18 protein-coding genes and 1 pseudogene are annotated in these 20,126 nt (G+C 69.1%); 5 read left to right on the top strand and 14 right to left on the bottom strand.

The window, feature by feature from the left end; all coding sequences use genetic code 11:
• Positions 1-266: 266 nt before the first annotated feature.
• The 6 genes from AC1DZV_RS04065 to AC1DZV_RS04040 all read right to left on the bottom strand — a co-directional run bounded on the left by AC1DZV_RS04065 (position 267) and on the right by AC1DZV_RS04040 (position 7,303).
• On the bottom strand, positions 267-1,568 hold the full coding sequence (locus AC1DZV_RS04065) for an RNA polymerase sigma factor (protein WP_476953020.1): 1,302 nt from the start codon (positions 1,566-1,568) through the stop codon (positions 267-269).
• A 22-nt stretch (positions 1,569-1,590) separates the two neighbouring features.
• Positions 1,591-1,932: a YciI family protein gene (locus tag AC1DZV_RS04060; protein WP_028277719.1), complete on the bottom strand. Its 342-nt coding sequence runs from the start codon at positions 1,930-1,932 to the stop codon at positions 1,591-1,593.
• 114 nt (positions 1,933-2,046) lie between these two features.
• The gene (locus AC1DZV_RS04055) at positions 2,047-3,051 is read right to left on the bottom strand and encodes a Ppx/GppA family phosphatase (protein WP_476951460.1); all 1,005 of its coding nucleotides are present in this window, start codon (positions 3,049-3,051) and stop codon (positions 2,047-2,049) included.
• 92 nt (positions 3,052-3,143) lie between these two features.
• A complete protein-coding gene (locus tag AC1DZV_RS04050) occupies positions 3,144-3,587 on the bottom strand; it encodes an SseB family protein (RefSeq protein ID WP_028277718.1) in 444 nt (147 codons plus the stop codon).
• 63 nt (positions 3,588-3,650) lie between these two features.
• Positions 3,651-6,389, bottom strand: coding sequence for a type I DNA topoisomerase (gene topA, locus AC1DZV_RS04045; protein ID WP_476951459.1), 2,739 nt, complete (start codon positions 6,387-6,389; stop codon positions 3,651-3,653).
• A gap of 215 nt (positions 6,390-6,604) precedes the next feature.
• Positions 6,605-7,303, bottom strand: coding sequence for an ArsR/SmtB family transcription factor (locus AC1DZV_RS04040; RefSeq protein ID WP_476951458.1), 699 nt, complete (start codon positions 7,301-7,303; stop codon positions 6,605-6,607).
• Positions 7,304-7,382: 79 nt separating this feature from the next.
• Between AC1DZV_RS04040 and AC1DZV_RS04035 the strand changes: the two are divergent.
• A pseudogene (locus AC1DZV_RS04035) lies at positions 7,383-8,642 on the top strand (MFS transporter); the annotation flags it as partial.
• Positions 8,643-8,759: 117 nt separating this feature from the next.
• Here the strand turns inward: AC1DZV_RS04035 and AC1DZV_RS04030 are convergent.
• The gene (locus AC1DZV_RS04030) at positions 8,760-10,439 is read right to left on the bottom strand and encodes a DUF7059 domain-containing protein (protein WP_476953019.1); all 1,680 of its coding nucleotides are present in this window, start codon (positions 10,437-10,439) and stop codon (positions 8,760-8,762) included.
• A 91-nt stretch (positions 10,440-10,530) separates the two neighbouring features.
• Entirely contained in the window at positions 10,531-11,310 is a 780-nt protein-coding gene (locus AC1DZV_RS04025; RefSeq protein WP_476953018.1) for a MerR family transcriptional regulator, read from the bottom strand.
• Between the two features lie 210 nt (positions 11,311-11,520).
• Between AC1DZV_RS04025 and AC1DZV_RS04020 the strand changes: the two genes are divergently transcribed.
• Both AC1DZV_RS04020 and AC1DZV_RS04015 read left to right on the top strand, forming a co-directional pair.
• Positions 11,521-11,979, top strand: a complete 459-nt coding sequence (locus AC1DZV_RS04020) for a hypothetical protein (protein ID WP_476953017.1) — start codon at positions 11,521-11,523, stop codon at positions 11,977-11,979.
• Between the two features lie 110 nt (positions 11,980-12,089).
• Positions 12,090-12,635 (top strand): DUF6023 family protein, encoded by a 546-nt coding sequence (locus AC1DZV_RS04015; protein WP_476951455.1) that lies wholly within the window; start codon positions 12,090-12,092, stop codon positions 12,633-12,635.
• 35 nt (positions 12,636-12,670) lie between these two features.
• On the opposite strand, the gene trhO is transcribed toward AC1DZV_RS04015, so the two are convergent.
• Complete coding sequence (gene trhO / locus AC1DZV_RS04010; RefSeq protein WP_028277710.1) at positions 12,671-13,564, bottom strand: oxygen-dependent tRNA uridine(34) hydroxylase TrhO; 894 nt, start codon at positions 13,562-13,564, stop codon at positions 12,671-12,673.
• Between the two features lie 117 nt (positions 13,565-13,681).
• Between trhO and AC1DZV_RS04005 the strand changes: the two genes are divergently transcribed.
• Both AC1DZV_RS04005 and AC1DZV_RS04000 read left to right on the top strand, forming a co-directional pair.
• Positions 13,682-14,374, top strand: coding sequence for a GNAT family N-acetyltransferase (locus tag AC1DZV_RS04005; RefSeq protein ID WP_243182137.1), 693 nt, complete (start codon positions 13,682-13,684; stop codon positions 14,372-14,374).
• A gap of 191 nt (positions 14,375-14,565) precedes the next feature.
• On the top strand, positions 14,566-16,992 hold the full coding sequence (locus AC1DZV_RS04000; RefSeq protein WP_476951454.1) for a DEAD/DEAH box helicase: 2,427 nt from the start codon (positions 14,566-14,568) through the stop codon (positions 16,990-16,992).
• Positions 16,993-17,177: 185 nt separating this feature from the next.
• Here AC1DZV_RS04000 and AC1DZV_RS03995 read toward each other — a convergent pair whose 3' ends face one another.
• The 5 genes from AC1DZV_RS03995 to AC1DZV_RS03975 all read right to left on the bottom strand — a co-directional run bounded on the left by AC1DZV_RS03995 (position 17,178) and on the right by AC1DZV_RS03975 (position 19,973).
• Complete coding sequence (locus AC1DZV_RS03995; protein ID WP_476953067.1) at positions 17,178-17,666, bottom strand: Rv3654c family TadE-like protein; 489 nt, start codon at positions 17,664-17,666, stop codon at positions 17,178-17,180.
• Positions 17,666-18,136, bottom strand: a complete 471-nt coding sequence (locus tag AC1DZV_RS03990) for a TadE family type IV pilus minor pilin (RefSeq protein ID WP_476953016.1) — start codon at positions 18,134-18,136, stop codon at positions 17,666-17,668. The genes AC1DZV_RS03995 and AC1DZV_RS03990 overlap by 1 nt, the downstream gene beginning before the upstream one ends.
• Positions 18,133-18,459: a DUF4244 domain-containing protein gene (locus tag AC1DZV_RS03985; RefSeq protein ID WP_439954156.1), complete on the bottom strand. Its 327-nt coding sequence runs from the start codon at positions 18,457-18,459 to the stop codon at positions 18,133-18,135. Before AC1DZV_RS03985 ends, AC1DZV_RS03990 begins: the two co-directional genes overlap by 4 nt.
• Before the next feature lie 151 nt (positions 18,460-18,610).
• Positions 18,611-19,195: a type II secretion system F family protein gene (locus tag AC1DZV_RS03980; RefSeq protein ID WP_476953066.1), complete on the bottom strand. Its 585-nt coding sequence runs from the start codon at positions 19,193-19,195 to the stop codon at positions 18,611-18,613.
• Positions 19,196-19,238: 43 nt separating this feature from the next.
• Complete coding sequence (locus AC1DZV_RS03975; protein WP_476953015.1) at positions 19,239-19,973, bottom strand: hypothetical protein; 735 nt, start codon at positions 19,971-19,973, stop codon at positions 19,239-19,241.
• Positions 19,974-20,126: the final 153 nt, after the last annotated feature.

Here is a 20,126-nt window from a genome sequence, read left to right as displayed (position 1 = left end):
CCCCCGCGGCGGAGCCGGCCACCACCCGGGGACGCCGTCGGATTGCCAGCGAACACACAGGGAAAACTCGCTGCACACCCATGATCGGCCATTACCTTGGAAAGTGCCTCAACAGGTGCGAGTGATGATAGCCGGTTCCCCCGGAGCCGGCGGTGCGCCGGGCGATTTGCAGCAGAGTTCCCCCAAGTCCTGCTCCAGATCGCCCGGCCCTACTCTTTTAACCGGCGTGAACGGGCCCGCCACGGGGCGCGGCCCTGCCCAGGTTTCTAACCGTCTGCGGCCCCGCCGAACACCGGGCTGCGGAGCCTGCCTTCCAGGAACCGGCGTTCCGCGGCGCTGCCGGCAAGGGCCAAGGCCCGCTTGTAGCCTTCGGCGGCCTCCGGATAGCGGCGCAGGCGCACCAGGAAGTCGGCACGGACGGCGTGGAAGAGGTAGTAGGTGTCCAGTCCCAGGCCCTCGACCGCCGCCAGCCCGGCAACGGGCCCATGGAGCTCTGCCAGGGCCACGGCGCGGTTCAGCGCCACGACAGGACCCGGCGCGACGGCCAGGAGCTGGTCATACAACTGCAGGATCTGCGCCCAGTCGGTGTCCCCGGCGGTCGCGGCGTCGCTGTGGACGGCGTTGATCGCCGCCTGGAGCTGATACGGTCCGGGCCGGTTCCGGCGCAGGCACCGGCGCACCAGCTCACGGCCTTCGGCGGCCAGGGCGCTGTCCCAGTGCCCCCGGTCCTGGGCCGCGAGCAGCACCAATCCCCCGTCGGGCGTGAATCGCGCGGCGCGGCGGGACTCGATGAGCAGCATCAGCGCCAGCAGCCCCGCCGCTTCCGGCTCGTCCGGCATCAGCGACGCCAACAGCCTGCCGAGCCGGATAGCTTCCGTGCAGAGCTCCTTACGTTCCAGGCCGCCGGCGGGGCCCGCCGTGTAGCCCTCGTTGAAAATGAGGTATACCACCGCCAGCACCGATTGGAGCCGTTCGGGCAGGTCGGCGCCCTGCGGGACCCGGAATGGGACTTTGGCATCCCGGATTTTCGCTTTGGCCCGGACCAGCCGCTGCGCCATGGTCGCTTCCGGGACCAGGAAGGCCCTGGCGATTTCCGCCGTCGTCAATCCACCCAGAAGCCGCAGCGTCAGCGCCACCTGGGCGGACCCGGCCAGGGCAGGATGGCAGCACGTGAAAATCAGCCGCAAAGTATCGTCGTCCACGTCCTCGACCCCTGACTGCTCCGCCAGGAACTGCTCTTCGGCGGCCGGCGCGGGTCCGGCCCCGGACCGCGCCGCCGCGAGCAGGGCCGCCTGTGCGTGCTTGTCCTCGCGTGAGGCTTCCCGCCGCAGCCGGTCAATCGCCCGGTGCCGTGCCGTCGTGATGATCCAGCCAGCCGGGCTGGGCGGGACGCCGGCCGAGGGCCAGCGCTGGACCGCCGCGGCAAAGGCATCCTGGACGGCGTCCTCGGCAATATCGATGTTCCCGAACGTCCGCGTCAGAACGGCTACGGCGCGGCCGTACTCGCGCCGGAACACCCGGGCGATGTCCGCCTCGGTCGCTGCCTCATGTCCACGGCGCTCACCCACACCAGCACCCCCGACCCGGCGGCTAGTGCTGGAACGGACGGACTTCAACGGGAAGTGTGGTGGCGCCGGCCAGCTTCCTTGCCCAGCCAAGGGCCGCGTCCAGATCCTCGGCCTCGATCACGGTGAATCCGCCGAGGTGCTCCTTGCCTTCGGTGAACGGCCCGTCGGTCACCAGGATCTCGCCCCCGTTGGGCCGCAGGACTGTCGCGGACTCCGCCGGGTGGAGACCCGCGGCGAACACCCAGGCCCCCGCCGCCTGCATTTCATGGTTCAGGGCCGCCAGGTCACGCATGATGGGTTCGAGGAACTCAGGGTCCGGGGCGGGGCCGTCCGGCTGGTAAATGCTGAGCAGGTACTGCGTCATTTCGGGTGCCTCCTTGTCGAATCAGCCGGCTCCGTGCCGGCCTCTCAGCAATTACACGATCGAGGACGCTCCGGATCGACACCGTCACGACATCCGCCACTGGCCCAAGCCGTCTCAGAGAGCCTTTTCCGGCGATAGGAGCCGCGCCGGCGGTTGCTCCGCCACATGCGGCGCGGGATCGATCGGCCCCTCAAACACCAGCTGGTCCAGGCGGCGGAGGATGAGTCCCTCACGCAGGGCCCACGGGCAGGTCACCATGCTGTCGAACTTGAACATTTCCAGTGCCGCTTCCGCGACGAGGGCGCCGGCGAGGACCTGCGGCGCGCGGGCCTCGGAGACGCCGGGCAGGTGGAGCCTGTCCCCTATCTCCATGGCCGAGATCCGCTGCGCCCAGAGCCCGAGGTCGAGGGCCAGCAGCTCCCGCTTGACGTAGGGCCCGGCGCCGCTGGGGGCGGCCCCGGCAATCCTGGCGAGGGACCGGAAAGTTTTGGACGTGCCCGCGACGAGGTTGGGCGGGCCCAGCTTCTCGAATTTGCGCACCGCGGGTTTGAGCGTGGAGCGGATGTAGCGGCGCAGCTCCTTGATGCTCTTGGCCGAGGGCGGGTCCTCGGGCAGCCAGTCGCGCGTCAGCCGGCTGGCACCGAGCGGAACGGACATCGCCAGCTCGGGCAGCTCGTCCTGTCCGAGGGCCATCTCGAAGGAGCCGCCGCCGATGTCCAGGTTCAGGATGGGCCCGGCACCCCAGCCGTACCAGCGCCGGACTGCGAAGAAGGTCATGGACGCCTCTTCGCTGCCCGTAAGCTCCCGGAGGGTGACGGTGGTTTCATGTTTGACGCGGGCCAGGACGTCAGCGCCGTTGGTGGCCTCGCGGATGGCCGAGGTGCAGAACGCGAGAAGGTCGTCGGCTTTGTGTTTGGCCGCGAATTCCCACGCCTCGAGGACGAACTCGACCAGTTCATGCTGCCCGTCGTCGTCGATGTTTCCGTCGTCGTCGAGGTACTGCACGAGCGAGAGCCGCCGCTTATGCGAGGCGTAGGGCACCGGGCGGGCGCCGGGATGGGCGTCGACCAGCAGGAGATGGACAGTGTTGGACCCGATGTCGAGGACGCCTAGACGCATGCTGCCATTATTCCCCCCACGGAGCGGACGGCCTAGCTGCGACAGCGGTATTCGCGAAGAATACCGCCGTCGCAGTCTGGCCGGTTACGGGCCTAAGCCGGGTCGGCAGTGCCGTCCGCGGGCTCGTCCGTTGGCTTGAAGTCGCGGCGGATGTTGGCCACGCCCTCCGGGTCGATTTCAAAGCCGTAGGCGGCACCGGGGTTGATCACCATGCCGAGCTCTGCGCCGAGGTTGCCGATGATCGCGGCGCCCTGCGTGCCCAGCACGTTCGGGGCGGCGGCGAGATACTGCTCGGTGACGCGGCTCGGGTGCGAGAAAACGGCCAGGACGGGCTTGCCGGAGGAATTGGCGAGGACCAGCGGCTCCACCTGCGAGTCGGGGCCCTCAAGGGCGTCGGAGCTGACCACATAGACCTCGTTGTTGAGGAAGGCCAGGATCACGTCCACCGGGTTGGCGTCCGGCTGCTCCCCCCGGGCGAGCTGCTCCTCGAGTTCGTTCAGCGGCTGGTTGTCCAGGTGTGCGGGCTGTTCAGTCATATTCCTACTCGACCCGGTAATTTCCGGCGAATCGGCAGGTTTCCGGCGATTTCGGCGTGCTGCCTACTTCTTGGCCGGGGCCTTCCGCGCGGGCGCCTTCCGGGCCGTCGTCGTGCGCTTGACCGGGCCCTTGGCCCGTTTCTCCGCGAGGAGTTCGACGGCGCGTTCCCGGGTCAGCTCCTCGATCGAGGTGGTGCGCGGCACGGTGATGTTGGTGATGCCGTCGGTGATGTACGGGCCGAACCGGCCTTCCTTCACCACGATGTTCTTCTCCGAGACCGGGTCCGGTCCGAATTCGGCCAGCGGCGGCACGGCGGCACGGGCGCCGCGCTGCTTGGGCTGCGAGTAGATCTCCAGCGCCGCCTCGAGGGTGATCGTGAAGATCTCCTCTTCGGAGCCGATGGAGCGGGAGTCCGTGCCCTTTTTCAGGTACGGGCCGAACCGGCCGTTCTGCACCGTGATCGGGTTGCCGTCGGCGTCCTGGCCAAGCACGCGGGGCAGGCTCATGAGCTGCAGCGCCTCGTCCAGCGTGATGCTGTCGACGCTCATGGACGCGAACAGGGACCCGGTGCGCGGCTTGGCCTTAACGGGCTTCTTCGGCGGCTTGGGCTTGCCGTTCTTGTAATACTCAAGGGGCTGGTTGGCCACCTGTTCCTCGGTCATCTCCGGGATGATCTCGGTGACGTAGGCGCCGTAGCGGCCGTTCTTGGCCACGATCGTGTGCCCGGTGTGCGGGTCCGCGCCCAGGACGCGCTCCTCCGGGGCAGCGGTCTCCATGAGTTCAACGGCTTTGGCGGCCGTGAGCTCGTCCGGGGCCAGGTCCTCGGGGACGTTGGCGCGGGCCGCCTCAACCACCTCGCCGGTCTCGGGATCCACCGTCGCGGTGGAGCTTTCCAGGTACGGGCCGAACTTGCCGACCCGGAGGGTGATCGCGTCCGTGATGGGGATGGAGTTGATCTCGCGGGCATCGATCTCGCCGAGGTTGTTCACGATGCTCAGCAGGCCGGGCTCGGAGTCCTCACCGAAGTAGAAGTGCTTGAGCCACGCGGGTCCGGCCGCCTGGCCGTTGGCGATCTTGTCCAGGTCCGCTTCCATGTCGGCCGTGAACTCGTAGTCCACGTAGTCGTGGAAGTGCTGTTCGAGGAGCCGGATCACGGAGAACGCGATCCAGCTCGGGACCAGCGCAGAGCCCTGCTTCCGGACGTAGCCGCGGTCCTGGATCGTGGAGATGGTGGAGGCATAGGTCGACGGGCGGCCGATGCCCTTCTTTTCCAGCTCCGCAGTCAGCGAGGCTTCGGTGTAGCGCGGCGGCGGCGAGGTCTCGTGGCCGACGGCGACAATGTCGCTGGCAGTGAGCGCGTCGTCCTTGGCCACGTTGGGCAGCCGGCGTGCTTCCTCGGACTCGTCGTCGCCGCGGCTTTCGTCCTTGCCTTCTTCGTAGGCGGCGAGGAAGCCGGGGAAGGTGATGACGGTGCCCGACGCCGAGAATTCGGCGTCGCGGCGGTCGGCCGGGTCGCCAACGGTGACGGCGCCGAGGCGGATCGTGGCGGTGGAGCCCTTGGCGTCAGCCATCTGCGAGGCGACCGTGCGCTTCCAGATGAGCTCGTACAGGCGGAATTCGTCACCGGAGAGCTGCTGGGCCACCTGGGCCGGGGTGCGGAAGGAGTCGCCGGCGGGACGGATGGCCTCGTGGGCTTCCTGCGCGTTCGCTGCCTTGCCGCTGTAGACCCGCGGCGACTGCGGCACGTACTCGGGGCCATACAGCTCGGAGGCCTGGCGCCGGGCGGCCGTGACGGCCTCGTTGCTCAGCGCGGACGAGTCCGTACGCATATAGGTGATGTAACCGTTTTCGTAGAGCCGCTGGGCCACCTGCATCGTGCTCTTCGAGGAGAACCGCAGCTTGCGGCCGGCCTCCTGCTGCAGGGTGGAGGTGGTGAACGGCGCCGCCGGGCGGCGGGTGTACGGCTTGGTGTCGACGGAGCGGACGCGGAAGTCGGCGTCCTGCAGCCCCGCCGCGAGCGAGGTGGCGAGTTCCTCGTTGAGGTGGACGGCGTTGCGGGAGGTGAGCTCGCCGTTGTCGTTGAAGTCCCGGCCGCTGGCGACCTTGGCACCGTCGACGGCGGCGAGTTTGGCCTTGAAGGAACCGGAACCGGCGCCGAACTGGCCGGTGAGGTCCCAGTAGGAGGCGGCCTTGAAGGCCATCCGCTCGCGTTCGCGGTCCACCACCATGCGGGTGACGACGGACTGCACGCGGCCGGCGGAGAGGCCGCGGGCCACCTTGCGCCACAGCACCGGGGAGATCTCATAGCCGTAGAGCCGGTCCAGGACGCGCCGGGTCTCCTGGGCGTCGACCAGGTCCTGGTCGACATCGCGCAGGTTGTCCATGGCCCGGTGGATGGCTTCCTTGGTGATTTCACCGAAGGTCATCCGGTAAACGGGAACCTTGGGCTTGAGCACTTCCAGCAGGTGCCACGCGATGGCCTCGCCCTCGCGGTCCCCATCGGTTGCGAGATAGAGAGCGTCGGCGTCTTTGAGCTGCGCCTTGAGCTCGGCGACCTTCTTTTTCTTGTCCGAGGACACCACGTAGTAGGGCTTGAAGTCGTTGTCGATGTCGACGGCGAACTTGCCCAGCGGGGTCTTCTTCAGTTCCGCGGGGAGCTCCGAGGGCTGCGGGAGGTCGCGGATGTGACCAATGGAGGCCTCCACTATGAAGCCTTCGCCGAGGTACTTGGCGATGGTCTTGCTCTTGGCGGGAGACTCCACAATCACGAGTTTCTTGCCGGTTTTGGCCTTGCTTGGCACGGTGCTCCTACAGAAAAAGGTGGCTCGGGCAGATGCGCCCATACCCGCCTAGTTCACCATATTTTGCAGAATCCCGCGCATCCGGCCGGAAATGACGGCCCGGCGGACGCGGCTTCCGGCCGCAATAAGGCCACGTGCCGGCCGGCCCCTGAGGGCGCCCCGGATGCGGTTCAGCGCCGTGCCCGCGACCGGTGCAGGCCTTCCCGGCGGCGGGCTCAGTCCTTGCCGGCGGCGGGCTTGACGGGGGCGGGCTTTGCGGCGGCGGGTTTGGCGGCCGCCGGGCCGCGGTCGTCCGGAATCATCGACCACATCGTTGCCATACGTTCGGCACCTTCGGGCAGGTGGTCCGGATCCTCGAGTTCGTAGTCCCGCAGCAGGTCGAAGATCCGCCGCGTCAGTTCGGCGCGCTGGTCCGGCGTCAGGTACAGCAGATTGCTGGCCAGCACCACCGAGGACGGCCCGTCGGCGGTGTCGCCGCTCTCGCGCCGGGCGTTGCGGGCCGTGGCGTAGGCACGGACCCGGCGGCGGTAGGCGTCGAGCTCGAGGTCCAGGACGGCGAGTTCGGGGCTGGCCACTCCCCCCAGCGAGTGGATGGTGAAATCTGTGCCGGCCGCCTGCCAGCGCCGCTCCCGGGCATCCCCCGCGGTGGCGGCGGGAATCACGATGCCCCACTTCTGCAGTGCCCGCAGGTGGTAGCTCATGGCACTGGGGGTCAGCCCGGTCTGCGCGGCAAGCTCGGTGGCCGTCCGGCTCACCTGCGTGGAATACAGTTCGGAAATGACCTCCAGCCGGGCGGCGTGGGCCAAGGCACGGATCGCCTTCGGGTCGGTGATTTCCACTTGCTTCTCCGGACGGTGCCGGCGCCTGGTGGCCGGCGGAGCCATTGACTCCGCCGGCGGGGTTTCTGCGTTCACTCCTCCAGTGTATCCAGCCCCGCCAAACTATGAAAGAAATGCTTGACATTTGTTTTGCCGCCGGACTAGGTTCCTTTTTATGAAACATACACTTCATAAATTGCCGGCACCCGCAACCGGCGTGCCGCCCCTGTGGCGCAACCGCGACTTCCTGATTGCCGGCACCGCCCGGTTCGTGGCGACGGCGGGGATGGGCGCCGTCGTCGTCAGCGTGATGCTGCATCTGCAGAACGCGGCCGCCGCCGGCGAAACTCCTGTCGCCGGGCCCTGGCTCGTGGCCGCGTACCTGCTGTGCTCAGCGCTGCCGCTGGTCCTCCTGGCCCCGTGGGCGGGCCGGCTCGCCGACACCATGGATTCGCGCACGCTGGCGACGGCGAGTTCGGCGGTCAGCGCCGCCGCCGTCGCCGGCATGGGGCTTGGCATGCAGTACCTGGAGAACTATCTGCCCGTGCTGTTTGCCATGACGTTCCTGCTCGACGCGGCCCAGTCCGTGGCCAGCCCCACCTGGCAGGCCCTTCTGCCGCGGATCGTCGGAGAGGACCGCACGCCCCGGGCCATGGGGACCATGCAGGCGACCATCATGATCGCGGGGATGGCAGGTCCCGCGGCGGGCGGCCTGCTCAGCGGCTGGGGCGGGACCGGGCTGGTGTTCACCGTGGCCAGCGGCTGCTACGTCGCCATGGGGCTGGGCGCGCTGCTGATCCGCACCCGCCGCGGCACGGCGGCCGAACGTGCCGGCCAGGCGAAGCCCGCGCTGCTGGACGGGCTGCGCCTGATCCGCCGGGACAGCCTGGTCTGGGCCCTGGTGCTGGGGGCGATGTTCTTCATCGTCGTCGGCGAGGCCACCAACGTGCTCGAGGTGTTCCTGGCCCGCAACGAACTTGGCGCCACCGAAATCCAGTACGGCCTCCTGTCCGCAGCCTTCGGCCTCGGCATGGCGGCCGGGGCCGGGATGGCCGGCAGGATCAGGACGCCGCGGGTCCGGCTGCGCGTGCTGCTGGCCGCCATGACCGGAGCCTCGGCGTGCCTGGTTCTCACCGGGATGGTCCCGAGCGTGGAACTGCTTTTTGCGGCCTACACGGGGACGGGGGTGGCCTGCGGGGTGCTGAACGCCTGTTTCGGGGCCATCGCGATTCTGCGGATTCCGGAAAGCGGGCGTGGCCAGGCGATGGCGATTGTCGGCGGGATGACGCGTGCCGTCTCCATTGGCGCGCTGGCCCTGGGCGGCCTCCTGGGCGCCCTGGTGCCGGTCCGCGTCGGCTTCGTGCTCACCGGCGCCGTCGGCGCCCTGGTGGCCCTCGCCCTCACGGCGTACGTCCTGCCGCGGTTCGGCCGGGAGGACTCCGCCGCCAACACTCCTGCGGCGGCCAAGTCGGCGGCCGGGGCAGCGGCGGACGCGGCGTTGCCGGCCGGGGCCGCGGCGGAACCGCCGTTGGCGGGCGCGGCCGCGCCGCTATCAGGCAGGCAGCAGGAAGCCGTCGCGGACGAGGTTCCCGGCTTCCTCGAGCAGGCCGGCGCGGAACTCCGCGCTGTCAAACCCCTCGTAGCCGCCCAGCAGCGCCTCGAGGGCGCCGATGATCTGCCCGACGGACAGGTCGCCGTCGCACGCTGAGACCAGGCCCGCCAGTTCGGTACTGAGCAGGTTGGTGCGGCGCAGCCCGGCACCCTGCCGCAGCAGGATGACGCCGGGGTGTTCCGCACCGGGGCGCTGGTGCCGTTCTTCGGTGACGTCCTCCGCGACCAGCAGGTGGGCGGCGGCCAGATCATGGCCGGCCAGCCAGTCGGAACGCTCGACGGCGGCGCCCAGGTGTGGCCCTACCGGCTGTTCGATCGGGTAGGTGATCTCCTCGAAGCGAGACAGTACCCGCCCGGCGCCGTCGGCAGGCCTCCGCAGCCAGATCATTCCGAAGCCGATTCCGGTCACATTGCGCGAGGCGAAGTCGTCCAGGTAGGCCGCGTACGAGTCCTCGTAGAGCCGGCGGTCGCGGCTTTCCGAGGCGTCCTGCAGCCAGGTCTCGGCGTACTGTTCGGGGCCCACCTGCTCGCGCTGGATGAACCAGACGTCGGTGGCCGGGCCGGCCCAGCCCTGGGGCCGGTCGGCCCAGCCGGCGCCGGCCGTGATCTCCCAGTTGCCGAGAAGCTGGGCCGTTCCGCCCGGGGCAAGGACCGAGGGCAGCGCATGGACCAGCGAGGATACAATCTCGTCCCCCGGCAGGCCGCCGTCGCGGTACGTGAACTGGTCCGTGGCGGTCTCGCCCAGGCTGCGGGGGGTGATGACGAAGGGCGGGTTGGAGACCACCAGTTCGAACTCCTGCCCCGCGACGGGGTCCAGCAGGGATCCGAGTCTCAGGCTGACGCGGGCGTCCAGGTCGGCCGGGTCCAGGTGCAGTTCGGCGGCGTTGAGCAGCAGGTTGAACCGGGTAAACGCCAAGGCGCGTTCGGAGATGTCCGTGGCGGTCACGTGCTCGGCGTGGTGCAGCAGGTGGAAGGTCTGGATGCCGCAGCCGGTGCCGAGGTCGAGGGCCCTGGCAACATGGCGGCGGGCGGTGACCTGGACCAGGGTGGTGGAGGCCTGCCCAATCCCCAGGACGTGGTCGTGACGAAGAACGCCGGCGCGCTGGTGGGCTGCGAGGTCGCTGGCCACCCAGAGGTCTGCTCCGCCGGCGCTGGTCCCGTCTTCCCCCACGGTCGGGTCCCAGCCGTACGGCCTGAGGTCCACCCTGGCCTGGACCAGGTCCCCGCCCGCAGGCTCCACGAGCCCAAGTTCCATTAGCCCCTTGGTACGGATGCCGGGGAGGGCGGCGTCGAGCGTCGCCGCGGGCTGCGGTTCAGACAGAAGCCAGAGACGCACGACGCCGGCGAGCGCCGCCGTTGCCGGCTCCCCGAGGGAACGCCCGGTGACGATCAGGGCCGGGATGAGCTGGTCCCGGCCCAGGGCCGAGTGCGCGGCCTCGCCGAGCAGCTCCGCAACCCCGTCCACGGTGTAGCCAATCGCACGCAGGTCCGAGGCCAGGGCCTCGAGCAGGCCGAGGAGGTCGCTGCGCGGAGCGTCCGGGGTGTTGCCGGCCGTGAACGGGGCTGCGGGAGCCTGCGTTGAACGAGAGGGTGCGGCGGGGCCTTGCGCTGAGGAAGTCACCGGACAAGTTTAGTCCGGTGGCCGGGCACGGGCGTGGGCCTGGGTTGGCCCCCGTCAGCGCCGGGGCTGGGGCTGGGGCGTGCGGGTCCGGCTAGAGCTCGTTCTCGGCATAGATCTTCAGCGCGTCCCGGACGAAGGCGGCGCCGTCGGCACCGCCGTAGTTGGCGGCGAACCTGGGATCGGCCACGTACATCTCGCCGAGCCCCGTCACGTACCCCTTGATGCCGCCACGTGCCGCCGAACTGCCGCCCGCTGCGGGTGACGCCGGTGTGCCGGGGATTCCCCTGAGCCATTCGACGTGGCGCCGGGCCAGGTCCTGCGCCTGCGCGCTGTCCGCCGGGACTCCCGACGCCGCAGCAGCCGTCCAGTCGGCACCGAGCTGCCGGGACTGTTCCGTCCAGGCAGCCTTCTCCCCGGCCCCCATGCTGCGCCACCAGGCGTCGGACTTTGCATAGGCGTCCTTGCCCCACCGCTGCTGGACTTCCTCCTGGTACTTGGTGTGGTCGAAACCGTCGAACATTTCCTCCGCCATGATCTTTCCTCCCGTTTGCAATGCCTCAATGGTGTGACGGACCGCGGCAATCTGCCGCCCCAGCCTGTCCTGTTCCTGCAGCAGCCACGCCAGGTGCCGGCCAAGTGCATGCTCCGCGTCCGCCTCATTGCCGAGCACGTCCGCGATCGCCGGCAGCCCGAGCCCCAGGTCGCGCAGGAGCAGGATCCGCTGCAGACGGACCAGGGATTCCTGGCCGTAGTACCGGTAGCCGTTGTTGCCGGTGCGGCTCGGCCTGAGCAGGCCAATGTCGTCGTAGTGACGCAAAGTCCGGCCGGTGGTGCCGGCCAACTTCGCGATCTGCTGAACGGACCAGTCCATGCCGCCACCCTTCTCCTTCTGCTCCTTGGGGGCCCGCGTTCCCTGGACCTCCGCTGTGACCGTGCCGACCGGCCGCTGCCGGCCATCGCTTCCGGCCGTCGCTTCGACTCTAAACTTTGACGCGTCGTCAAAGTCAAGGGCCCGCAGGGAGAGGGTGTCCGGGACGTCGGCGCGGCCGGCGGGGAGCCTGCGAGACGGTAAGTTTGAGGCATGGTTTTCCCTTCCTCCCACGTCCCGGCTGCCCGTCTGGCCCGGCGGACGCTCAGCGGCGTGGCCGCCGTCGTCGTCGTACTGGCTGCAGCGGCATGTTCCCCGGCCGGTTCGATTGAGGGCGCCGATGTCCCGGCGTGGCAGGCCACCGCGCTGCCCTCCGCCCCGGGAACAGTGCTGGAGGATGCCGGCAAAATCCTGAACCGGGATCCGATCGTCCGGACCGCGTCCGGCGTGCCTGCCGGCACCTACACCTTGACCATGACCTGCGACGGCGGCGGGAAGGCGTTCTTCGCCGTCAGCCTGGACGGCAGCCAGCTCGCCGAAGCCGGAGCCGCCTGCAACGGCAGCCGCGAAACCGCCCGCATCAAAGTGCCCGCCGCGGGCAAGGTCACGCTCAGCACGTCCAGTGTGGATGCCCCGCTTCTCTACGCGTACCACCTGGCGTCGTCCGAGTAGCACCCGCCGCAGCCCGGTCCGCGGCGACCTGCCCGGCGCCCCTTAAAGGCCTGTCCGACCCGGACCTTTGGCCTCTGGCGTTTGATTCCGGGCCGCCCTAATCTCAAAGTATGCCAACTGTGCCGGCGAGCAAGGTGCCGCGACGGCGCACCCCGGCGGCCGCCGTGGTGCTTTCAGTTGCGGTATTTCTCGGCACGGTCCTGTCCGGTTGCGCCTATGAATACAGCGCCGACCACTGGGACGATGAATCGACCTCGGCTGCCGCCCCGCCGACCACTGACGCCGCCCTGCCCCAGGACCCCCATCTCAACGAGCCGGTGACGGGCGAGGAACTGGATAACTGGGTCCACACCGTACTGCCCGACGCCGAGGGACAGGTCTTCCAGACGGGTTTTGGGACGCTGGAGGCCGACGAGGAGCGCAAAGAGACCACAGCCCAGCTGCCCAAGGGTACTTACGCCCTGACCCTCGCCTGCCGGAGCACCCGCCGCGTGTCCTTTTCCATCGAGAACGGTGAAAACGAACTCGTGGACCTGAGTCTCCGGTGCGGGACGTCCAGGGTGAACGTGGTGCAACTGGCCGCAGAGGCGTCGCTCTCCATCAATGTGGATGCGAACGCACCGGCAAACTTTGCGTACCGGGTGAGCCGCATCTGAGGGTTCCCCGCCGGCCAAATGTCCCGGTTCGTGCCTCAGGCGGCACAGCCCTCGGGGCACCGCAGGGTGTCAGGGCTCGCGGCGCACCCGGCGCAATAGAGCGTCAGGGTCCGGCAGGACGGATTCGAGCAGTTTTCGAACTTGCTCGTAGGTGCCGAGCAGCGGACGCACTCGCCGATCGTCTTGGCATCCCCGCTGAACTCAACGTGCATGCGCTTGTCGAACACATACAGGGAGCCCTCCCACAGGCCCTGGTCCTTGAAGGCCTCGCCGTAGCGGACAATGCCGCCGTCAAGCTGGTAGACCTCCTTGAACCCGCGGTTCACCATGAGGCTCGACAGCACCTCGCAGCGGATGCCGCCGGTGCAGTAGGTGACAACCGGCTTGTCCTTGAGGGCGTCGTATTTGCCGGAGTCGAGTTCCTTGATGAAGTCGTGGGTGGTGGCGACATCGGGAACGACGGCGTCCTTGAACTTGCCGATCTGGGCCTCGAACCCGTTCCGGCCGTCGAAGAACACGACTTCGTCGCCCTGCTGTTTCTTCGCTTCAATGAGTTCGTGGAGTTCCTCGGGTTTGAGGTGGGTTCCGCCGCCCACCACTCCGCCGGCGTCGACTTTGAGTTCGCCCGGGGCGCCGAAGGAAACGATTTCGTCCCGCACCTTAACGCTGAGCCGCGGGAAGTCCGCCGCGCCGCCATCGGACCACTTCACGTCGATGCCCTGGAAGCCCTTGTACTCGCGCGTGGTTTTGACGTACTGCTTCACGGCGTTCAGTTCTCCGCCGACCGTGGCGTTGATGCCGTCCTTGGAAAGGATGATGCGGCCGGTTAGTCCGAGTTTTTCGCACAGGGCGCGCTGCCAGAGCCGGACGGCGTCCGGGTCAGGCAGGGGGGTGAAACCGTAAAAGAGCACAATCCTGTTCAAAGCCACGCTTTTAAGGGTACTTGCTGGGGCGGACGGCCGGGCGACAGTCACAATTGGATAAGCAAGCGGCTTCCCCCGACCCGGCCCCTGTTGCTTGTGGCACTGCTGGAATACGCTCATCACATGAGTCTTGACGCCATGGTTGAAGACACCACTCACCTGCTGGAAATCTGGGTTGCCGGATGGGCCGGCTGCCGCGGATATGAGACGCGCAGGGAGGGCAGGTTCCCCGCGGCCTTTCGCGGTGACACCACCCACGAATGGGAGTACTTCGCCTACGATCCGTCCGACGCGGAGTTCGAGGCGCTGGCGGCAAAGACGGCCGAAGCGCCGGCCCGGGTCCTCACCATCCTCACCAACGATGCGGCCCGATACACCATGCTGGGGCAGCGGAACGGCCTGCATGTCACCTCGGCCTCCCAAACCATGATGATCGTGGACATGGAGACCCAGGATTCGGAGGACCCCTGGCTTTCGGACGACGACCTCAAGCTCGAGACGTCCCGGACCGACGGCGTCCACCACGCGGTGGTCAGCGCCGGCGAGGACGTCGCCGCGAGCGGACGCGTGTTTGTGGTGGGGCATACCGCCATCTTCGACAACATCGTGACGTCAGAGGCCTACCAGCGGCGGGGGCTGGGCAGCTTCATCATGAAGGCCCTGGCAGCCCAGGCGTTCGAACACGACGTCGACTCCGGGCTGTTGCTCGCCTCGCTGGACGGCCAAAAACTCTATTCGCACCTCGGCTGGCGCGAGGTGTGCCACGTCCTGATGTTGTCGACGTCCGACGAAGGGGCCGACCTGTCCGTGGGCTGAGGCACCGCGAGCGTCTGCATTCCGGGGGCGTGCGCCCGGGGCAAAATGTGTGCCGGGCGGTAGCCAGCCGCGCTGAAGCCGCCGCGCCTGCCGGACTGCGCGCCTGGCTGCGCGCCGGGTTGGGGGCCGGGCTGCTCGCCGGGTTAGGGGCCGGGCGGGGGCGATTTGAGGGCGGATGAAAGAATATGTGAGTGAACCCGCATGAGTCCTTGATTCCGTTGCTGGGCCGAGGTCCGGACCCGGAACAGCTGCGTCATGTGCGGACGATCCCCGCCCGCCAGGCCGTCAATGCGCCGTGGCCGCAGTGGTCCCACCCCGATCTCGTGGCAGCCTACGGTTCCCTCGGCATCCACGAGCCCTACCTTCACCAGGTCCGGGCCGCCGAACTGGCCCACGGCGGAGAGAACGTGGTCATCGCCACCGGCACCGCGTCCGGCAAGTCCCTGGCGTATCAGCTGCCGGCCCTGGACGCGATCCACCGTTCCGAGCTCAGGGTCCTGTCCGATCCCGGGAAAATCCACGACGACGGGGCTGTGACCCTCTACCTGTCCCCGACCAAGGCGCTCGCCGCCGACCAGTTGGCAGCGATCCGGGCACTCAAGCTCCCCACAGTCCGGGCCGAAACCTACGACGGCGACACCGATCCCGCGTCCCGGCGCTGGATCCGGGACCACGCGAACTTCATCCTCGCCAACCCGGACATGCTGCACTTCGGCATTCTCCCGAACCATGCCTGGTGGGCCAGGTTCTTCCGGCGCCTCCGCTACGTGATCGTGGACGAAGCCCACAGCTACCGCGGCGTCTTCGGCTCGCATGTGGCAAACCTCATGCGCCGGCTGCGTCGGATCTGTGCCTACTACAGCCCGGGCGGCTCGCATCCCGGACCGGTGTTCATCGCGGCGTCCGCCACGGCGTCTGAACCCGGCCAGTCCTTCGGCCGGCTGATCGGCGCACCCGTGCAGGCCGTTTCCGAAGACAGCTCGCCCCACGGGTCCACCACGGTGGCGTTTTGGGAGCCGGCACTGACCGAACTCCGGGGCGAAAACGGCGCCAAGGAGCGCCGGACGGCAGTCGCCGAGACCGCCGATCTGCTGGCCAACCTGGTGTCCTCCCGGACCAGGACCATTGCGTTCATCAAGTCCAGGCGCGGGGCAGAGTCGATTTCCTCCATCGCCAAACGCCTCCTCGACGAGGTGGATCCCAGCCTGCCGCAGCGTGTGGCCGCGTACCGCTCGGGCTACCTGCCGGAGGAGCGGCGGGCCCTGGAAAAGGCGCTGCGCTCCGGTGAACTGTTGGGCGTCTCGAGCACGTCCGCGCTGGAGCTGGGCATTGACATTTCCGGTCTCGATGCAGTCCTGGTCGCAGGCTGGCCGGGCACCCGCGCGTCGTTGTTCCAGCAGATCGGCCGCGCGGGCCGCGCTGGCCAGGACGCGATCGCGGCCTTCGTGGCCAGCGACGACCCGCTGGACACTTACTTGGTGAACCACCCCGAGGCGATTTTCGACGTGTCGGTGGAGGCCACGGTCTTCGATCCCTCCAATCCATACGTTCTGGGCCCGCACCTGTGCGCCGCCGCCGCGGAACTGCCCCTCGGGTTCGCCGAACTGGAGCTCTTCGGTGCCACCGCGGAGAAGCTGCTGGACCGCCTGGTCCTGCAGGGATACCTGCGCAAACGGCCGGCAGGATGGTTTTGGACCCATCCGCAAAATGCCGCAGCCATGGTGAACCTCCGGGCCGACGGCGGAGGTCCGGTGAGCATAGTGGACGCGGAGACGGGCTCCTTGCTCGGCACCATGGATTCGCCGCAGACCCATTACCAGGCCCATACAGGAGCCATCTATGTCCACCAGGGCGACAGCTACGTGGTCGAAGACCTGAATGAGGACGACCACTGTGTGGTGGTGCGGCGGGCGAACCCGGACTACTACACGACCGCCCGGGACGTGACCCAGATCGAGGTCCTCGAAACGCAACGCACCACCCAATGGGGCGATGTGGCCGTGCATTTCGGCGATGTGAAAGTGACAACCCAGGTGGTCTCCTTCCAGCGCAAGGCGTTAATTTCGAACGAGATCCTCGGCGAAGAACCCTTGGAATTGGGCGCCAGGGACCTGTTTACCAAGGCGGTCTGGTTTGTCGTGGACAACCGCTCGCTGACCGGCGCGGGGCTGATCGAGGCACAGTTCCCCGGAGCGCTGCACGCTGCCGAGCACGCGGCCATCGGTCTCCTTCCGCTGGTGGCCTCCAGCGACCGCTGGGACATCGGCGGAGTGTCCACGGCCATCCACGCCGACACCGGAGTGCCCACCATCTTTGTCTACGACGGCCATCCCGGCGGGGCCGGCTTCGCCGAACGCGGCTACGACAAGGCGAGGTTGTGGCTGACCGCCACGCGCGACGCCATCAAGGCCTGCGAATGCGAGTCCGGCTGCCCCTCCTGCGTCCAGTCACCCAAGTGCGGCAACAAGAACAACCCGCTCGACAAGGACGCTGCCGTCACACTGATCGATGTGCTGCTCCAAGACGCCACCGAACTCATGCATGCCGGCAATCCCGGCACAACGGCCGCCGCAGCCGGGACCCCGGACGATCAGCCCGCCCAGCCGCTCCGCGCCTGACCACGTCTCAGCGGCCGGTTCGTGGGCGGCGGCCGTCAGGTTCGTGGGCGGGGCGGCAGGGCTGCACGTTCGTGCGAGCCGGGCGGCAGGGCTGCACGTTCGCGCGAGCCGGGCGGCGCCAGGGCTGCACGCCAGGCCGCAGACGGATGCGCGGCTTCTGGCGAGCGCCGGAGTTGGTGCATCTTTCACGGTGCTGGCCCGTTCCCGGCCGCAGGGGGCGGTCCGGCCCTGGCCAGTCCCGTGGCCGCCCCGAGGAACGGTCCGGCGCTGAACTCGGTGCGCACCTGAACGGTGTCGTCCGGTCCTTCGGCACAGGCAGCCAGTGTGGCGTTGTTCTTCAGCGCGACCTCTCGAGCCACAGCGCAGGGCTCGCCGGACGTGATGCCCCGCGCGGCATCCGCCGCAGCCAGCGCTGCCAGATCGGCGGCCGCCGCAGCCCTCGATGCCGCAACGGCCGATTCGGCCAAAAGCAGCAGCAGGGCCAACGCCATGATGACCACCAGCCCGAGTCCCAGGGCCAGGACGGTCCCCGATCCCAGCTCAATAGACGTACACCGGTGCTGGGCGTGGGCGGGATCGGGGCTCCGGGGTCGCGGCCCGCGGGCCCGGGCACGGACAGGTGCAGGTGCAGGTGCAGGTGCAGGTGCAGGTGCAGGTGCAGGTGCAGGCGACATCATGTGCCGCCCCGCCATAGGGAACGGGAGACGCCTTTCAGTCCGGGCTCGTCCAGGCCGGGCCGTTGTGCCGCGCCGGGGGCCTCCGCACGCGCCCACGCGCTGGCGCTGAGGGCCCAGGGAACCAGGGAGCCAACGGCCCCGGGGACACGGCAGGAAACGGTGACCCGGTGCCACTCGCCGTCATGCGTCACCTCGGAGTCCGCCGTGTCGCCGGCGAGACGGCGGACAATCTCACCGACTTCGCCGGCCGCGGCTCCCCTCGCCACCGCCCGGGCACCGCCGCGGGCCGCTTCCTCAACGCGGAGCTGCATCACACCGGCCGCCGAACCCGCGAGCAGCACGGAGAGCAGGAGGACGACCGAGGGCAGTGCGACGGCGAACTCAGCCGTGACGGCTCCGCGGCACTCCGCCGTCGGCGGCGGGTCCGCCCGGCCGCCGCTCCCCCGGGCGTGCCAGAGTCCGTTCATGGCAACGTGAGCGCCGTCCGGATGAGGTTCAGGAGGAACCCGCGGACCTCATCGCTGCGCATGATGAACACGAGGACCCCGGCGAAGCCCACGGCGGCCAGGGTTGCGATGGCATATTCAGCGGTAGCCATTCCCGCCTGCGAGGCCGGCGGCCCTGTACGTCCCCGCGGTTGAACGGGAACAACCGAGCTGGCGCCGGGGTAGATCTCATAGACCTCCGCAACGCCGCCCTCCCCTGCTTCAATGCGACGTGCAGCGGGAGTGTCCTGATTTGTTGACATCTGCTTTCCTTCCACGGGACACCGGCGTGATCGCCGGCTGATTCGACTCTCCCGGCTTGCACGTCGCGCCATAAGCCCCGATGGCAGCTAAGTGGAAAACGTGCCCGAAGATGCCGTCGTGGCGGCCTGTGGAGGAGAAGTCTCTGGCCCTTTCCGGGCGGCCAACGAACCGGTGATCCGCGGGCTGCCGGCATCACGTCGGAAGCAGCCCCAGAAGCACGGGCACGACGCCGAGGCAGACGAAAGCCGGCAGGGAGCACAGGCCCAGCGGTACCACGAGCTTCACCCCCAGCGCGGCCGCGCGCTGCTCGGCGGCCCTGTTGCGTTCGCGGCGAAGCCGGGCCGCCTGCGCATAGAGGAGCGCTGAGGAGGGGGCGCCGGTAAGCGCGGCGAAGGAAAGAGCGTCGTGCATGGCCTGAAGTTGGGGCGCCCGGGCGCCGGAGCTGCGCCATGCCGTGGCCCAGTCCGCACCGATTGCGAGGGCTGACACAACCGGCCGAAGCTGCCGCCCGAGTTCCGGTGGCATGAGGGCGGCCACGAGGTCGAGGGACCGGCCAAGTCCGGCTCCCGCATCCAGCATGGCGCCGATCAGTTCCAGCATCATGGCGGTGTCCCGCAGGCCCGGGAGGCCGTGACGTCCGTGCCGGCCGGCGTCCTGGACCGTCGGGCGCCGGGCGCCCCCGCCAGCAGGCGCCCGAAGCTGGCGCCGGAGCCGCCGGCGGACACGGGCCGGACGGGCGAGGGCGACTGCGGCTGCCCCGGCAAGGCTCGCTGCCATCACGAATCCGGCAAGTTCGGGCCTCACGGCGACGACCGCGGCGTCACGTTGGTGCTTCCGCCGCGGCGCGGACGAGCCTTGTGGACCACAACCGGCCGACGGCGGTCAGCGCCACGCCCGCGCCCAACGCCGACAGGCCCCAAGGATTTCCCAGCAGTGTCGCTACCGGGTCCACGCCGAGCAACAGGCCGAGACCCAGGCCCGACAGGGGCAGCCAGGTCAGCAGACGAACGGTTGCGCGGGGCCCCGCCAAGGCCGTCTGCCGCGCCGCCTCGGCGTCGTCCTCCGTTTCAAGGTGGGCGGCAAAGCGCGCGAGGACATCGGCCAGGGGGCAACCGCTGGCTTCAGCAGTGTCAAAACATGCGGCGAGCTCGCCCCACACGCGCACGTCGCGGCGGGCCCGGATGCCGACGGCACCCCTGGTGACCGTGATGACGGCGCCCGCACCGGCGGAAACCGCGGAGACCTCGCGCCGGATGGCCGCGGCCACCGAGGACCCGCGCCGGGCGGCGGCACGCGCGGCTGCGAGGATCCTGCGGGACTCCGGGCCGAGGACCGTTCCGGCTCCGTTTGCGCTGCGGGGCTGGCCGGCGCTGTGAACTGCCGCCTGGGCCGCCGGCCCGTCCCGCGCGGCGTCACCGCCGTACAGGGCCCACAGTTCATCCCACAGCCGGGCGGGGATGCGCCCTCCCTTCAACAGCGCGGCCAACTGCTGGACCAGGACTGTCATGGGGACGGCCCCGGCATCGGCGGATCCACCGCCGCGCCAACGGGTCATGCCCCCGACGGCTCGTCCTGGGCGGGATCCCGGCGACCCGTAGGCCGCGGGAGCTCGCGTGCCCGCGGCGTGCAAGGCCCTGCGGGTACGATGGCCGGCCGCGCGCGGGGTGGGAAAGGCCAGCCACACGGCCAGAACCAAAACGACGAGGAG

The sequence above is a fragment of the Arthrobacter sp. P1_D12 genome, from assembly GCF_056406175.1.
Note: the sequence above shows the minus strand (reverse complement) of the source record. Positions and strands in the feature narration are given on the sequence as shown.

What these genes read in the sequence shown, in the direction of transcription:
- AC1DZV_RS03980 (WP_476953066.1), bottom strand. Translation starts at nt 19,195, where the DNA reads ATGGCAGCGAGCCTTGCCGGGGCAGCCGCAGTCGCCCTCGCCCGTCCG.
- AC1DZV_RS03995 (WP_476953067.1), bottom strand. Translation starts at nt 17,666, where the DNA reads ATGTCGCCTGCACCTGCACCTGCACCTGCACCTGCACCTGCACCTGCA.
- AC1DZV_RS04020 (WP_476953017.1), top strand. Translation starts at nt 11,521, where the DNA reads ATGGTTTTCCCTTCCTCCCACGTCCCGGCTGCCCGTCTGGCCCGGCGG.
- AC1DZV_RS03990 (WP_476953016.1), bottom strand. Translation starts at nt 18,136, where the DNA reads ATGAACGGACTCTGGCACGCCCGGGGGAGCGGCGGCCGGGCGGACCCG.
- AC1DZV_RS04060 (WP_028277719.1), bottom strand. Translation starts at nt 1,932, where the DNA reads ATGACGCAGTACCTGCTCAGCATTTACCAGCCGGACGGCCCCGCCCCG.
- AC1DZV_RS03975 (WP_476953015.1), bottom strand. Translation starts at nt 19,973, where the DNA reads ATGACCCGTTGGCGCGGCGGTGGATCCGCCGATGCCGGGGCCGTCCCC.
- AC1DZV_RS04055 (WP_476951460.1), bottom strand. Translation starts at nt 3,051, where the DNA reads ATGCGTCTAGGCGTCCTCGACATCGGGTCCAACACTGTCCATCTCCTG.
- AC1DZV_RS04005 (WP_243182137.1), top strand. Translation starts at nt 13,682, where the DNA reads ATGAGTCTTGACGCCATGGTTGAAGACACCACTCACCTGCTGGAAATC.
- AC1DZV_RS04025 (WP_476953018.1), bottom strand. Translation starts at nt 11,310, where the DNA reads ATGGACTGGTCCGTTCAGCAGATCGCGAAGTTGGCCGGCACCACCGGC.
- AC1DZV_RS04015 (WP_476951455.1), top strand. Translation starts at nt 12,090, where the DNA reads ATGCCAACTGTGCCGGCGAGCAAGGTGCCGCGACGGCGCACCCCGGCG.
- AC1DZV_RS04050 (WP_028277718.1), bottom strand. Translation starts at nt 3,587, where the DNA reads ATGACTGAACAGCCCGCACACCTGGACAACCAGCCGCTGAACGAACTC.